This is a genomic window from Bradyrhizobium sp. HKCCYLRH3061 (assembly GCF_051168015.1).
Classification (GTDB): domain Bacteria; phylum Pseudomonadota; class Alphaproteobacteria; order Rhizobiales; family Xanthobacteraceae; genus Bradyrhizobium.
This window is the reverse complement of the sequence record NZ_JBNPUE010000032.1, coordinates 19,479-32,811: the sequence shown is the minus strand read 5'-3', so window position 1 is coordinate 32,811 and position 13,333 is coordinate 19,479. Positions and strand designations below refer to the sequence as shown.

Genomic DNA, 13,333 nt, shown 5'->3' with positions numbered 1-13,333 from the left:
ATCGATTTGCGTGACCCCAAAAGTGTCAACCATGTCCCCGAACAGGTGTAAGCTATGTCTCCGGGCTAAACAGCAGCCAAGCAATCCAGAGTCCTGCCCTCCACCCTGGATTGCTTCGCTGCGCTCGCAACGACGCGGATGGAAAATACGTCCACAACTCACACCGTCGCAGCTCAGGCGCCGTAGCGCTTCGCCATCGCCTGCGCCAGCTCGGCCATCTTCGCGCGCAACTCCGGCGGATCGAGCACCTCGGCCTCGGGGCCAAACCGCAGCAATTCACCCGCGGCGTGCCACAGCGTCGTCCCGGTCGGGATCGTCGCGATACGCCAGCCCTGCGCATCGGCCTCGTCGGCGAGGCGCATGCGGGCGCGCACGTAAGGCTGGCTCCACACTTCCAGCAGTTTCACACCGAGCGGTGACAGGCGCACCGTGGCCGTCTTCGGATGCAGCTCCGCCTCCAGCCGCTCCGTCGCGGCGCGCCAATAGGCGGCAAGGTCGAAATCGGCGGGCCGCGCGAAACTCTCGTTCGTCACCGTGCAGTCGAGGATGCGCGCGACGCGATAGGTGCGCACGCTGCGCTCGACCCCTCCTGCGAGATACCAATTGCCGCCCTTCAGCACGAGGCCGAGCGGCGCGACGCGGCGGCGCTTCTCGGCGCGCCAGGTCTGATAGCGGATGTCGATCTGCCGCTCGGCGAGGAGGGCGTCGGCGATGGCGCGCAGATGCGGCGGCTCCTCGGACTCGCCGAACCAGCCAGGCGCGTCGAGGTGGAAGCGCGCCTGCATGCGGCCGGCATTGGCGCGCAGGCTCTGCGGCAGCGCTGCCACCAGCTTGGTCTGCGCCGCGCTCATCGCGTCGTCGAGCCCGAGGGCTGCGGCGGGGCCGGGCAGGCCCGCCATGAACAGCGCATCGGTCTCGGCCGGGGACAGCCCGTTCAGCCGCACGCGATAGCCGTCGAGCAGGCGGAACCCGCCTTCGGCGCCGCGCTCGGCATAGACGGGGATCCCCGCCGCGGCGAGCGCGTCGATGTCGCGGTAGATCGTGCGCACCGAGACCTCGCAGGCGGCTGCGAGTTCGGGCGCCGTGACCTGTCCCTTGGCCTGCAAGGTGGTGAGGATGGAGAGCAGCCGGCTCGCGCGCATGACGTTGTTTAAACATACCTGACACGCCTTGTCAGGTATGGTGTGCGACAAGCCCGCCACCGCAGCCGGCAATGGGAGGAGACCATCATGACCACCGACGACAAGATCACGCTGTATTACTCGCCGCAGACCCGCGCCGCGGGCGCGCGCATCCTGCTCGAGGAGCTGGGCGCGCCCTACGATCTGCATGTCCTCAATATGAAGGCGGGCGAGCAGCGCAAGCCGGAATTCCTGGCCGTCAATCCGCTCGGCAAGGTGCCGACGATCGGACATCGCGGCCAGATCGTGACCGAGCAGGTCGCGATCTTCATCTATCTCGCCGATCTGTTTCCCCAGGCGGGGCTGACGCCGGCGGTCGACGATGCCCTGCGCGGGCCCTATTTGCGCTGGATCGCCTATTACGGCGCGTCGTTCGAGCCGGCCGTGATCGACCATTTCATGAAGCGCGAGCCCGCGCCGGTCACGCAGTCGCCCTATGCCGATTACGACACGATGCTGGGTGCGCTGGAGCAGCAGCTCGCCAAGGGGCCGTATTTGCTCGGCGAGCGCATGACCGCCGCCGACGTGCTGTGGGGCGTCGCCTTCAACTGGACCATGATGTTCGGCGTGGTGCCGCGCAAGGAGGTGTTCGTGCGCTACGCCCAGCGCATCACCCAGCGGCCGGCGTTCCAGCGCGTCACCGCTGCGGATGCCGAGATGGCGGCCCAGCACGCGGCCGCCGCCGGCGTCTGAGCGCCAGCATCGAGGCAATCGAGCGAGGTCTCGCCGGCAACAGGACCTCGCTGATGTGATTGCATGATGTCCGCCAGGCCCCGGTCGCCAGATGCCGGGCTGCCCGCAACGGCCTCGCTAGTTCAGGCTGATCCCCGTGAGCGGCGTGCCATCGACGCCGTTGTTGCTGATCGCGTTGTTCTTGAAGGACGAGACGGAGCCGCCGCCGGTCTGGACGACGCCGTTGGAATTGCCCTGGATGACGGAATTTCCCAACGTCACGATGGCGCCGTTGCCGCTTGCCAGAACGCCGGTGTTGTTGAACTCGGAGGTCAGCCGATCGAGAAACACGCCCATCCCCGGCTTGCCGGCCGGGACCGTGGCGGATATTCCGGCATTGCCATTTTCGATGGTCCTCGTGTTCGAGACGAGCACGCTGATCGCGCTGCTCGAATTCGCGGTCGAGACCGTGACGCCGAACGCGGACGCCTTGAGCGAGGAGTCCGCGATCACCACCTGCGCGGCGCCGGACGGCGTGACCGAGATTGCGCTTTGCGAGAAGTTCTCGACGGTACAGTTCTCGATGACGAGCTTCCGGCCGGCGAGGAAATTGACGCCGTTGAGGCCGAGGGTCGTGCCGGCGCCGTTGATGCTCAGATTGCGCAGGATGATGACGTCGTTGGCGCCGGCATTCACGTTGATGCCGTTGGTCGCCGACGCCAGGACCGAGGCCATGGTCCCCCCGCCGTCGATGGTGATCGACTTGGTGATCGTGACGGCGCCGTAGCCGCCGGGATCGAGCACGTCGATCTCACCGCCGGCTGCGGTCTTCGAAATCGCGCCGGCGAAGGTCTTGCAGGGCGCCGTGCGGCTGCACGGGTTGACGTCGTCGCCGACGCCGGACACCCAGGTCCGCGTCGCCTGCGCGTGCGCGTCTGACGAGGCAAGGATCAAAAGTGCGGCGCACAAAAATCCGATCGAAGAAATGAGCTTTCGCATGAGCGCTCCCCTTGAAATGCTGAAAATGAAAAATAGCCCGAACAAAAATAGCCCGAACACAGGGTATTAGTCTACGAAAGCAACCAGAGCGTTCATTTAAAATGACGGGAGAGCGCAGCAGAATTCCGAATCGGCGCGCTCGATACCCACTAAGCTGGAGATGCACAAGACGCTGCTCGAGGATCTGGGAACGTAAGCGGCACACGGTGCTGTTCGTCGCGCAAGACCTCGGCGGGGCGCTGACGCTCGCGAGCCGCATCATCCTGCTATCGGCGCGCCCCGGCCGGCTGAAGGATGATTTCGAGGTCTCGTTCTCCCGGCCCCGGGATGCCGTCGGGTTGCGCGAAACGGCCGAGTTCGGACGACTCTATTCCCACATCTGGCATTCGCTCGGCGAAGAGTTTCGCCGCACCAAGGCAGACTGAAAAAGGCCGACTGATCATGTCGACGCGCCGCAATTCCGTAATTCGTAATTCCGAAGAAGACCGGATTGCCGCCCGCGCCATCAAGATTCGAGATACGGAATTTATACTTGAACTAGGTCGTCGTGGTGATCTTGCCCTAGTCGGGTGATGCGGCGAACACATGCGACCAGAGCCGGCGCCTTCTCTGTTATGTCAATCTGCATACCAAAACGGTAACGGCCACACGCGAGGAGACCAGTGGTCTTCTTTGCTGATAGCGGCGCTGCTGGATGTTTCGCCTATATGCTTAAACGGCCCAATCCGGGATAGAACCGCCAGGACTTGCTCACGGCCGCTCACGTCCCCGACCACGACGTGATAGGTTGGTGTCTGGTTATTTGAGAAGAGTCGAATTTCAGCGACGAGCATTAATCTCTCTAGCGATCCGAAGGCAGCCGTAGCCAGCCGGTAACCGACAGTATCGGGAGGCGCGTCGTCGAGGGTGCCTCCGACAACAAAGGACGCATTGGGCTTGGTACCCAGAATGTAAGGCAAGCAGATCGGCCGAAACGTTCCGGGTTCCAACTCAGTCAAGAGGTGGCAATAGCCGATCTTCGCCAGCATGCGGGCGAAGCTCTTTGGCACATGCCGGAAGCGAGATGGTACTTTCATGCCGTACTTTGCGATGAAGACATTCGCCTTTTCCTGGTCGGAGATGGCAACCAGTTTCCAGACCGAAGAGACATCGACGTGTTCGGGAAGCCCTTCGAGCAATCCGGCTTTGCCCATTTTGTAGAAGACCATAGCAGCCGGGTACTCGCTGTAAGGTACCTTGACAGTACGCTCGGGCCGCTCAGGATCGGCCAGAATGATATGGCTGGGCCGCTCCTTCTTGCGCCGGCTCGGAGCGTTGTAGCTGTTGCGCGGCGAACCCCATAATTCACGAGCGACGTCCTGCTCGAATATCTTGGTAATATCGGCACAGCCGTCACAGCTCGCTCCTTCGAGAATGTGCTGGCCGCCGAGTGCGAGGGGAACGACGTGCTCATCGGTTAAACGAACGTCGTTTCTGCGGCAGTAGATGCAGAAGCCGCGTGTCGGAATTCGGGTGTGGCCGTGTGACATTGCTGAGGCAGTCGCTGATGCTTTCGACAAGGTGGAAGTCCGACTTTCGTCGGACTTCCTTTTCTGATGCTCACTTTGGATTGTGGTCCGCGTAGACGATCAAGCGCCAGCGGATCGATCCTTGCTCCGCAGTGTGCGCGTGATGACCTTGTGGCGGGAGGATGTGTCCCGATGCAATGCCGATCTCGCGATGACAGCCCATGCACCGGTATATGCCGGCGAAAGGGGCCGCTTCTCCCGGCCCATGGTCCTGATCAAAAGCGTCGTGCGTGGATTGTGCAAGATAGTTGCCGTACTTGTAGCTAGCCATTCGACATTCTCTCGACTGAGACAATGCCGGACTTGACCTGTCGGTGATGACCGAATGTAATGCTGGTGCTGTGAACACCAGCAACTGGCCCGCAGTCCGGCTGGATTGCGCGGGCAATTCGGGGCCGCCAGTCGCAAGCTGGCGGTCCTCCCCGAATCGTCAGAGCTAGTGGAACATGCTTCCCCGTCGGCAACCGTAAATCGTAGACATTATCCCAGCTATTCACAGGCGCATCCTGTGGAGAACTAAAGAACCTGTGCAGTTTCGGATAACATCGACGCAGCGTGATCGAACTGGCGCTGCAGCCGCCGGGAATTCGCCTGCGGCGTGCCCAAGAGTTAGAGTCCCCAGAGCAAAGCTGACAGACAATGGAGATTACGGGGAAATTACAGTAACGCTGCACAAGACGGAATGAACGTACAACCACCTTTCATTCCCACGCAGCCCGACGGGCAATTCCCGCAATCCCGTCATGCGCCAACTGCCCGTCGAGCCAGTTTGTCGCACGCTTGCCGACTTGTCGCGTCGGGCAAATCACGACGATGATCCCGGCCATCCCGCCTGCGATGAAGAGGGACGTTTCGGCCGATCGTCACGAGGCGTAGCAGCGGGGAGCGGTGGCCGTATCGGGCTTGGGGCTTTGCGCAAGCGGGCCGGCGAGCAAGCGCGGTACGGACGGTCAAGTCGTAGGGTCCTGGCATCCCGATGCCGATGCCAAGTTCGCATGCAGGCTTCGCCTCGTGCGGATGACGGTGACCAGAAAGCCCGGCGCACCGGGGAGACTACGAAGCAGCCGTAACGCCATCGCGCAGGGAAGGCCGGGTCGCTCCGGCTGAACCTGTGGTTCCTGCCCCGTGCAATCTTTCCGCACGGGGGCCACGGGTGCCAGTCGGCACCCGGCCTTCCCTGCGCCCTCCGACCGATGCGGAGGGAATGATGGTCAAAGCTCGGGTGCAATCGCGCCGCGAGAGCGGCTCTGTTTGACTCCGCGTCGACCACGCTGCGCCGCGTGCCAATCGTGCGTGCTGCTGCCGGATGGGGCCCCCAGAGCTGAATATTCGGGCACCGCCCGCCACATCTGCTCCACTTTGTCGGCGCAAATCCGCCCGGTATGAATCCCTAAAACTCAGGTAAGCCCTGCAAAAGTAAGATTTTGGCAATCAATCGAACGCTAACTAAGGTTACCAAGTGCTCAACGTCATGCGGAGACTCTGAACGTGAGCGACCAAAAGCCCGAACGGGCCAGCCTTGGCGTGGCCGGTACGACTGGCGCGGCCCCTGCGAGCGTCGACCCGGCCCTGACGACATCCGCCTCCCCGGACGCAGTCGATCCGGCCGTGCCCACGATCGCCGCGGTGGCCCCGCCCATGATCGCGCCGGATCACGAAGCGCCGGCGGCTGATCGTCCGGGCATCGACCCCAAGGTGGCAATCGTGGAAGCGGTGACCGCGCCCGAGCCGCAGCTCGACACCAAGGCCGGACCGGTTGCATTGGACGGCGCCACGACCGACGCCAAGTCTGCGCCCAACAGCCCTGGGCTCAACAGCCCTGGGCTCAACAGCCCTGGGCTCAACAGCCCAGCGATCAACAGCTCTGCGATCAATACCGGGATGACGGCCGGCACCGAGATCGGAACGATCAAGCCCGAGCAGGCCAAGAGCGAAGCCGTCACGGCCGAGCCGGAGAAGATCGAGCCCGCCAAGATCGAGGCGGTGAAGCTGGAGCGCGCCAAGCCCGAGCCTGCGCGGCTCGACCTGGTCAAATCCGACAAGGGCAAGTCCGACAAGGTCAAGCCCGAGCTGACAAAGTCGCAGGCGGCAAGGGGCACGGTGCCGGGCAAGGTCGAAGCCGGAGCGATCCCGAGTGCTGCGAAATCTCCCTCGACGATCCTGGATCTGATCAGGACCGAGCCGGTCAAGTCGGAGCCGATCAAGGCGGCGGCGGCCGGCGAGCTCCTCAAGGTCGAGACGCCGAAGCTGTCGGCGCTCGCGGCCAATGCGCCGAAGGTGGGTCCGATGGCGGCGACCTCGCCGAAGCCGGACGCGCCCATCAAGCCGGATGCGCCGATCAAGCCCGTGACTGCCACCAAGACGGAAGCCGTCATCCGGCCCGAGCCGGCCGCAAAGCCCGAGCCGGCGGCGAAACCAGAGACGGTTGCCAAGCTGGAGCCCGTTGCCAAGCCGGCATCGGCAGCCAAGCCAGAGGCGTCCGCGTCGCGTCCGGTCACGCCGGTCCAGGCGGCCGCCGGACCGCTGACCAAGGCGAGTGCTCTTGCCGCCGTCGACAAGGCCGCAGCCTGGGCCAGGGCGAAGTTCAAGACCGAGCCGTTCAAGGTCGATGCGGCGCCCAAGCCGGCGGCCGCCGCGACGGCAGCTCGCGCCGCTGGGGCGTCGCCGCCTCCGCAGGCGCAGACCCTGCCGCATGCCGCGAACGGGAGGCTCGGCCTTCCGGCCATGGCCGCGATCCTGCTGCTGTCGATGGTCGTCGGCGGCGTTGCCGGTGGTCTGGTCACCGCCAAATTCGTCACGCGCTCCGGCGGTGGTGACGTGGCCGATGCGACCGCCGGCGAGGCTGCGGATTCCACGCTTGGCGCGACGGTGGCGCGGATCGACAATGATGTCGCCGCGCTGAAGGCGAGCCTCGACCAGACCAATCAGACCAGCCTCGTCGAGCTCAACAAGTCCGCCGAGCGTCTCGACCGGCTCGAGAAGATCCTGGGTGACCTGTCGACGAAATCGTCGGCCAAGCCGAGCGAGCTGCAGCGTCTGAGCGAGGCCGTGGACCGGCTGCGCGCCGCGCAGGCTTCCGCGACATCGCAGCAGGCGGCGTCACGTGATAGCGCGGCATCCGTGCCGCAGGCGGTGGGCGCGATCAATGCGGCGGCCCCGCCCGCGGGGGTGGCGAGCCGCCAGGAGGCGAACCGCGCCGAGGCAGCCAGGACCGAGGCAGCAAGGGCAGAGGCGAGCCGGACCGAGCCGGCGCGGGCGGAGGCCGCTGCTCGTCCGGAGCCGAACCGCGCGGAGGCCGCCAAGCCCAAGGTCGTCGAGGGCTGGGTGCTGCGCGACGTCGGTCGTGGCGGTGCGCTGATCGAGGGCCGCGGCGGCCTCTACGAGGTCTATGCCGGCGATCCCGTGCCGGGCCTCGGCAAGGTCGACGCGATCCGCAAGCAGGACGGCCGCTGGGTGGTCGTCACCACCAAGGGGCTTGTCGTCTCGCGCTGACCGACCATGTGTTTTGGGAGACGAATCTGACGAGGCGCCTCACCGCGACGTGAGGCGCCTCGTCGCACAATTGTCCGAAGCCGCCCGCCTTTCGGCTATCTTCGAGGGCTAGCAGGCCGTCAGTTGCGCCATGGAATCGAGGAGGCGGATCTTGCGACTGTCGGTATTCGGCCTTGTGATGCTGTGCTGCGCCCCGTTCGCTTACGCGGACGAGAGCGCGCCGATCGAGCGCGGCGCCGCCATCCTCGAGCCGTTCGCGCTGCGTGAGCTCGACAACGGCGCGTTCGGCCTCGGAAAGATGCTCGCGCGCGCGAGCGATGCGCCGCTGACCGACGCGGCATTGTTCGCGCTGCCGTCGATGGCCCCCGTGCGCAAGGCGCTCGAGGCGGAGTTCGACCGCTACGTCGACAAGCACAAGACGACGTTGCCGAACGAGAGCATCGGCGTCGGCACGTCCTACGCGTTCCAGCTGTTCGACCGCACCGTGCTCGATTCGTCCGATGCCCGCTTCGTGCTGGCCGGTGTCGTCAATCGCATGGATCGCGCCTTCGTCGATCCCGACCATTGCGGCGAGGTGCGGCTGCTGTACCGCCTGACGCGGACGACGCCGCCCGAGGCCAAGGACGGCGAGGTCGCCTCGCCGCGGCTGCCGATGACGCTCAACATCGTGCTCAAGGCGCGCAGCGACGCGCAAGCCAAGAGCAACTCCCCGAGCTGCGCCGAGATCGCCAAGCGGTGGCTGGCGACGTCCGATCTGCAACTGACCGGGCCGGAGCTTGCCGCGAAGCTGACGGCGCCGGACGGGCCGCTGGCGCTGATCAGGCCGGAGAACATCCACCGCATCGAGACCAACCTGCAGATCGCGCATGCGCCGAAATCGGCGATCCGCGATTTCCGCACCGACTACATGATGAAGGTGTTCGACTATCAGGCCGCGAGCGGGACGTTCGAGGAGGCGGTGCTGGAGGATCAGGTCGATCGCGACCGGCTGCTTTCGGATGCCGCGCTGGCGCGCGAGTTCAAGGCCTGGCTGCTCGACCCCGTCCATCTCGGCGAGCTCGACCGCGGCACCGCGGTGATCCCCGACCAGTTCCTGGCCAAGGTTGCGGTGGCGCCTACCCCGGTCGGCTTCGTCAATTCCGATCTGCTGCCGGCCTACGGGCTGGTGCAGGGGAGCGCGGCCGGGCAGGGCGCGGTGTTCACCCAGTCCGATGTGGTCGGCGCGCTGGAGAAGGCGGCCGCGCAGGGCATCGTGCTGCAGAACATCCAGTCGGTCGCAGGCTTCGAGCGTCGCCTCAACGATTCGAGCTGCGGCGGCTGCCATCAGACCCGCGGCATCGGCGGCTTCCACTTCCCCGGTGTCGACTGGATGGCGGAGAAGCCGTCCAACACCGTGGTGGTGCCGGGCTCGCCGCATTTCTTCGGCGACCAGGTCCGCCGGCGCGACATCCTCAACGCCTTTGCCGAGGGCCGTACGCCGGATTTCTCGCGCGGCTTCGCCAGCCGCCCGCAGCTGCGCGGCAGCGATGAGCTCGCCGGCACGGTCTACAATGACGGCTGGGGCGGGCATTGCTACGCGCGCCACGCTGACGCGACGGACAACGACAAGAGCTTCTCGACCTGGACCTGCGCCGCGAACCTGTCCTGTCAGACCGGGCCGGCGACGCGGTTCGGCATGTGCTTCATCGCGACGCGCTAGCTCAGGCTACTGCGCCGCGTGCGCGCAGGTCGCGGATGGCCTCGTCGTCGAAGCCGGCGCTGCGCAGGATCTCGTCGCTGTGCTGCCCTATGCCGGGCGGCTTGCGCGGTGCGACCTTGCGCTGGCCGTCGATGAAGATCGGGCTGTTGACGGTCAGCATGGTGTCGTTCTCGAACGGCACCAGCACATCGTTCTCGATCATCTGCCTGTCGTTCGGGATGTCGTCGAGAATGCCGACCACGCCGAACACGAGCCCGCTGCCGTCGAGGATACGGCGCCATTCGGCCAGCGGCCTGGTCGCGAACACCGCGTCGAACTCATGGATCAGCTCGACCGAGCGGGCGTGGCGATCGGCCTTGGTGATGAAGCGCGGATCGTCGATCAGCTCCTCCCGGCCAAGGCAGCGGGCGAGGATCGGCCACTGCTTCTCCTCATTGAGGAGCGACAGCATGATCCAGCGGCCGTCCTGGCATTTGTAGTGATTGGCGACCGCGTTCAGCGCGCGCTCGCGCGGCCGCCGCTCGACGAAGGTCGCACCGCAAAGCTTGGCCTGGGCGAGCACGGAGGCTGCCCAGACCCCGTTGGCCATCAGGTTGGAGGCGACATGGCAGCCCTTGCCGGTCTTCTCGCGCTGGTAAAGCGCCGTGACGATCGCGCCATAAAACGCCATCGCGCAGGGGTGGTCGCCCATGCCGGCGACGGAGCGGGCGGGTGTCGTGCTCTCGTCGGCACGGACCAGGTCCATCAACCCGGAGCGCGCCCAATAGGCATTGCTGTCGAAGCCGGGCTTGTCGGCTTCCTCGCCCTTCTCGCCATATCCGGTGAACGACGCGTAGATCAGCCGTGGATTGAGCGGCGCGAGCTTGTCGTGGGTGAGGCCGAGCTTGGCGCGGACCGACGGCGGAAAGTTGGTGATGAAGACATCGGCCTCACCGACCAATCTATGCAGGACGGCCTGCGCTTCCGGCTTCGACAGGTCGAGCGCGAGGCTGCGCTTGTTGCGGGCTTCAAGATACCACGCGTAGTTATGCTCGCTGCGCGGATAGCCCGGCAGGTTCGGCAGGTTGCGGTAGGGATCGCCGGCGCCGGGCGGCTCGATCTTGATGACGTCAGCGCCGAAATCGGAAAGCACGGTGGCGGCTGCGGGAGCCGCGATGAAGCTCGCGCAGTCTAGCACCTTCAGGCCATGGAAAATGCCGTTGTCGTCCATGATGCGTCGCTCCCGTCGCTTGTTTCCGCGCGCTGGAATTCTGTTGTCGGCGCGGTTCGAGGCGCATTTGACCCGGGGCGGGCGGGCGAGGCAATGGCGGGGAGGGAGCTGAAACTACAAACAAGCGTAAAGATGTGATCAGGAGCGGGCACCGCTCCTGTCTATTTCGACGTGTCGACAATCATGCTGGCTTGGTGAGGGGAACGATCGCGCCGAAAAGCCGCGAGGCGGAATGGCGCGCCAATTGATCCGCTACACTTTCAGGTTCTCGGCCGAACTCCTGCCGCGGTTGGCAATCTCGTCGTACTCGATGGTCTGGCCCTCGTTGAGGGTCGCCAGCCCGGCCTTCTGCACGGCGGAGATGTGAACGAAAATGTCCTTGCCCCCGGCCGCAGGCTGGATGAAGCCATAGCCCTTGGTCGGGTTGAACCACTTGACCGTACCTTTAGCCATACGTCGCCTCCGCGGGATCAATCCAATTCGAACCGGCGGTCCCCGCAAACCGTCAGGCCCGGAATTCGAGAATACTGCGGTTGTGACAGGCGTGATAGCGCAAACAGCGGGCGGTTTTGGCCCGAAATGATCGATATCGTGGCGGCTTTGCGGCTTTTGACCGCAACGCCACCGTTCCGCCCGTCGCCGCGGACCCGCTGCAACCGTTCTCGGTATGACAGCGCAGGCTGCAAACAGGTTCAACGCAACTCGTCATGCAGCCGTCCCTTCGTCCGAGAGCATCGCGAGTTCGGCGGCATCCATGGCCGTCCTGACGCGCATCGGCTCGGCGCGGCCGCGAATCTCGACCTCGCGCTGCGGCAGCACGTCGGCGGCAAGTCGCGCCCGCGCGTAGACCTCGTCCGAGATGATGACCTGGCAGCCGAGGGTCTTCGTCATGTCCTGCAGTCGTGATGCGACGTTGACGGCGTCGCCCAGCGCGGTGAACACCATGTGGTCGCGATAGCCGATCTCGCCCACGATCACCTCGCCGCCGTGAATGCCGATGCCGAAGCGGATCGGGTCATGCAGATCATGGCTGAGGAACGCGTTCAGCTCGGCGATGTTGGCCGCGATGTCGCGCGCCGCCTGGATCGCCTGGCCGCACGCGACATGTGAATCGGTGGCTAGTCCGAACAGCGCGAGCATACCGTCGCCGACGAACTGATTGGGCTGCCCGCCATTCGCCAGCACGGCCTGGGAGACGGCGCTGAGGAAGCGGTTGACGATGAACACGACGTCGAACGGCAGCCGTTTCTCAGCGAGGCCGGTCGATCCGCGCATGTCGACGAACAGGCTGACGAGGTAGCGCTCCTGCCCGATTCCGGCGCGCGAGCTAGTGCGCTCGCCGGGTGTCGGGTTCGGCATGAACAGCTGAAAGAATGAAAGATCGCCGGTGGGGCGCAACTGGCAGGCCAGCCTGACCGACGGGTCGGCCGCGCCGATCTGCGCGAGCACGAAGGCCTCGCGAGGCGAGGGTGGCGGCAGCGCGCCGGGATCTCCGATCACCCTGATGCGGCAGGTCGAGCAGCGCGCGCGGCCGCCGCACATGCTGGCATGCGGTACGTTGTTGCGCAGACTGGCCTCGAGCACGGACAAACCCTTTGGCACCCGGATGGAGCGGCCATTGTTGTAGGATAGCGTGACCATGCCGCCACGTCGCTCATGCACCGCTCGCACGCCGCGCGCGGCGAGCGCCAAGCCGATCAGGCCGCCATAGCCGATCAGGAAGCCGTTCATGATGGTCTCGAGTACTGCCTGCTCCAGGGGCGTGCCCATCTGCCGCGACAGATTCTCGACCCGCCACTGCGGCGCTGCGCTTGCCGCGATGACGTCTCGGCCTCCACGGTAGAAGCCGAGCAGCGCCAGCGCCGGGATCAGCACGGCGCAGGCGAGCAGCCACGGCGCCGCGCGCTTGTAGAACGGCTTGAGCCGCAGCCAGAAGTGCAGCCCGATGCAGCCATGCGCCCATGACGTCAGCAGCGCGGCCGACATCAGCCAGATCCGCCAGGACGGGCCGGTCCAATAGGAGTACAGAACCTGCGGGTACAGCTTCTCTTGTCCGTACAGGGCCTGTCCGATGCGGACGCCGGCGATGTGGCTGAAGATCAACGCGGGGATGCTGAGGCCGAGCAGCAGCTGCAGAGGCTCCATCGTGCTGCGGCTGAATTGCCGGCGCTGATAAAGCGCCCACACGCCGAGCCCGCCATGGGTGAGAGCGGCCGCATAGAACAGCACGGCGATCGGAGGAAACTGCCAGAACGCCACATGATAGGACACGCCCTCGGCGAGGGCCTGCAGCGAGATGTTGCCGAGCGCATGGTTGAGAAAATGGCTGAGCAGGTAGCTGAAGAGGATGAAGCCGCAGATCAGCCGTACCTGCCGCACACCGATGCCGCGCCGGGCGGACTGTAAACGATGGGAAATCGAAATGGTCATGTGGTCCGTATGATCTGGAGCCGCAATGCTAGAGATTTATTCCCTGTTGTCCTAGAGGGCTGATGGCGGCGGTCATCCGGCG

The 13,333-nt window shown here is 65.2% G+C and carries 11 protein-coding genes; 4 read left to right on the top strand and 7 right to left on the bottom strand.

The window, feature by feature from the left end; all coding sequences use genetic code 11:
- Positions 1-173: 173 nt before the first annotated feature.
- The gene (locus tag ACQR2C_RS31785; RefSeq protein ID WP_434882906.1) at positions 174-1,142 is read right to left on the bottom strand and encodes a helix-turn-helix transcriptional regulator; all 969 of its coding nucleotides are present in this window, start codon (positions 1,140-1,142) and stop codon (positions 174-176) included.
- 87 nt (positions 1,143-1,229) lie between these two features.
- Between ACQR2C_RS31785 and ACQR2C_RS31780 the strand changes: the two genes are divergently transcribed.
- Positions 1,230-1,874, top strand: a complete 645-nt coding sequence (locus ACQR2C_RS31780; protein ID WP_434882905.1) for a glutathione S-transferase family protein — start codon at positions 1,230-1,232, stop codon at positions 1,872-1,874.
- A gap of 117 nt (positions 1,875-1,991) precedes the next feature.
- On the opposite strand, the gene ACQR2C_RS31775 is transcribed toward ACQR2C_RS31780, so the two are convergent.
- Positions 1,992-2,852 carry a hypothetical protein gene (locus ACQR2C_RS31775; protein ID WP_434882904.1) on the bottom strand — a complete coding sequence of 287 codons (861 nt, stop codon included), beginning with the start codon at positions 2,850-2,852 and terminating at the stop codon, positions 1,992-1,994.
- Positions 2,853-3,058: 206 nt separating this feature from the next.
- Here ACQR2C_RS31775 and ACQR2C_RS31770 point away from each other — a divergent pair, with 206 nt between their 5' ends.
- Entirely contained in the window at positions 3,059-3,277 is a 219-nt protein-coding gene (locus ACQR2C_RS31770; protein WP_434882903.1) for a hypothetical protein, read from the top strand.
- Positions 3,278-3,469: 192 nt separating this feature from the next.
- Here ACQR2C_RS31770 and ACQR2C_RS31765 read toward each other — a convergent pair whose 3' ends face one another.
- Both ACQR2C_RS31765 and ACQR2C_RS31760 read right to left on the bottom strand, forming a co-directional pair.
- Entirely contained in the window at positions 3,470-4,411 is a 942-nt protein-coding gene (locus ACQR2C_RS31765) for an HNH endonuclease (protein WP_434882902.1), read from the bottom strand.
- Between the two features lie 40 nt (positions 4,412-4,451).
- Positions 4,452-4,691, bottom strand: a complete 240-nt coding sequence (locus ACQR2C_RS31760; protein ID WP_434882901.1) for a hypothetical protein — start codon at positions 4,689-4,691, stop codon at positions 4,452-4,454.
- Between the two features lie 1,217 nt (positions 4,692-5,908).
- Here ACQR2C_RS31760 and ACQR2C_RS31755 point away from each other — a divergent pair.
- Together ACQR2C_RS31755 and ACQR2C_RS31750 are read left to right on the top strand one after the other, a co-directional pair.
- Positions 5,909-7,912, top strand: a complete 2,004-nt coding sequence (locus tag ACQR2C_RS31755; RefSeq protein WP_434882900.1) for a hypothetical protein — start codon at positions 5,909-5,911, stop codon at positions 7,910-7,912.
- Between the two features lie 130 nt (positions 7,913-8,042).
- Positions 8,043-9,611: a hypothetical protein gene (locus tag ACQR2C_RS31750; RefSeq protein ID WP_434882899.1), complete on the top strand. Its 1,569-nt coding sequence runs from the start codon at positions 8,043-8,045 to the stop codon at positions 9,609-9,611.
- A gap of 1 nt (position 9,612) precedes the next feature.
- On the opposite strand, the gene ACQR2C_RS31745 is transcribed toward ACQR2C_RS31750, so the two are convergent.
- From ACQR2C_RS31745 to ACQR2C_RS31735, 3 genes are all read right to left on the bottom strand, one after another.
- A complete protein-coding gene (locus tag ACQR2C_RS31745; protein WP_434882898.1) occupies positions 9,613-10,821 on the bottom strand; it encodes a CaiB/BaiF CoA transferase family protein in 1,209 nt (402 codons plus the stop codon).
- A gap of 252 nt (positions 10,822-11,073) precedes the next feature.
- Positions 11,074-11,274: a cold-shock protein gene (locus ACQR2C_RS31740; RefSeq protein WP_315713975.1), complete on the bottom strand. Its 201-nt coding sequence runs from the start codon at positions 11,272-11,274 to the stop codon at positions 11,074-11,076.
- 252 nt (positions 11,275-11,526) lie between these two features.
- Positions 11,527-13,251, bottom strand: a complete 1,725-nt coding sequence (locus tag ACQR2C_RS31735; RefSeq protein ID WP_315803177.1) for an adenylate/guanylate cyclase domain-containing protein — start codon at positions 13,249-13,251, stop codon at positions 11,527-11,529.
- Between the last annotated feature and the right edge of the window lie 82 nt (positions 13,252-13,333).

Excerpts from the sequence above, each read along its gene's own strand:
- ACQR2C_RS31750 (WP_434882899.1), top strand. The coding sequence starts at position 8,043 with ATGGAATCGAGGAGGCGGATCTTGCGACTGTCGGTATTCGGCCTTGTG.
- ACQR2C_RS31780 (WP_434882905.1), top strand. The coding sequence starts at position 1,230 with ATGACCACCGACGACAAGATCACGCTGTATTACTCGCCGCAGACCCGC.
- ACQR2C_RS31740 (WP_315713975.1), bottom strand. The coding sequence starts at position 11,274 with ATGGCTAAAGGTACGGTCAAGTGGTTCAACCCGACCAAGGGCTATGGC.
- ACQR2C_RS31775 (WP_434882904.1), bottom strand. The coding sequence starts at position 2,852 with ATGCGAAAGCTCATTTCTTCGATCGGATTTTTGTGCGCCGCACTTTTG.
- ACQR2C_RS31785 (WP_434882906.1), bottom strand. The coding sequence starts at position 1,142 with ATGCGCGCGAGCCGGCTGCTCTCCATCCTCACCACCTTGCAGGCCAAG.
- ACQR2C_RS31745 (WP_434882898.1), bottom strand. The coding sequence starts at position 10,821 with ATGGACGACAACGGCATTTTCCATGGCCTGAAGGTGCTAGACTGCGCG.
- ACQR2C_RS31760 (WP_434882901.1), bottom strand. The coding sequence starts at position 4,691 with ATGGCTAGCTACAAGTACGGCAACTATCTTGCACAATCCACGCACGAC.
- ACQR2C_RS31735 (WP_315803177.1), bottom strand. The coding sequence starts at position 13,251 with ATGACCATTTCGATTTCCCATCGTTTACAGTCCGCCCGGCGCGGCATC.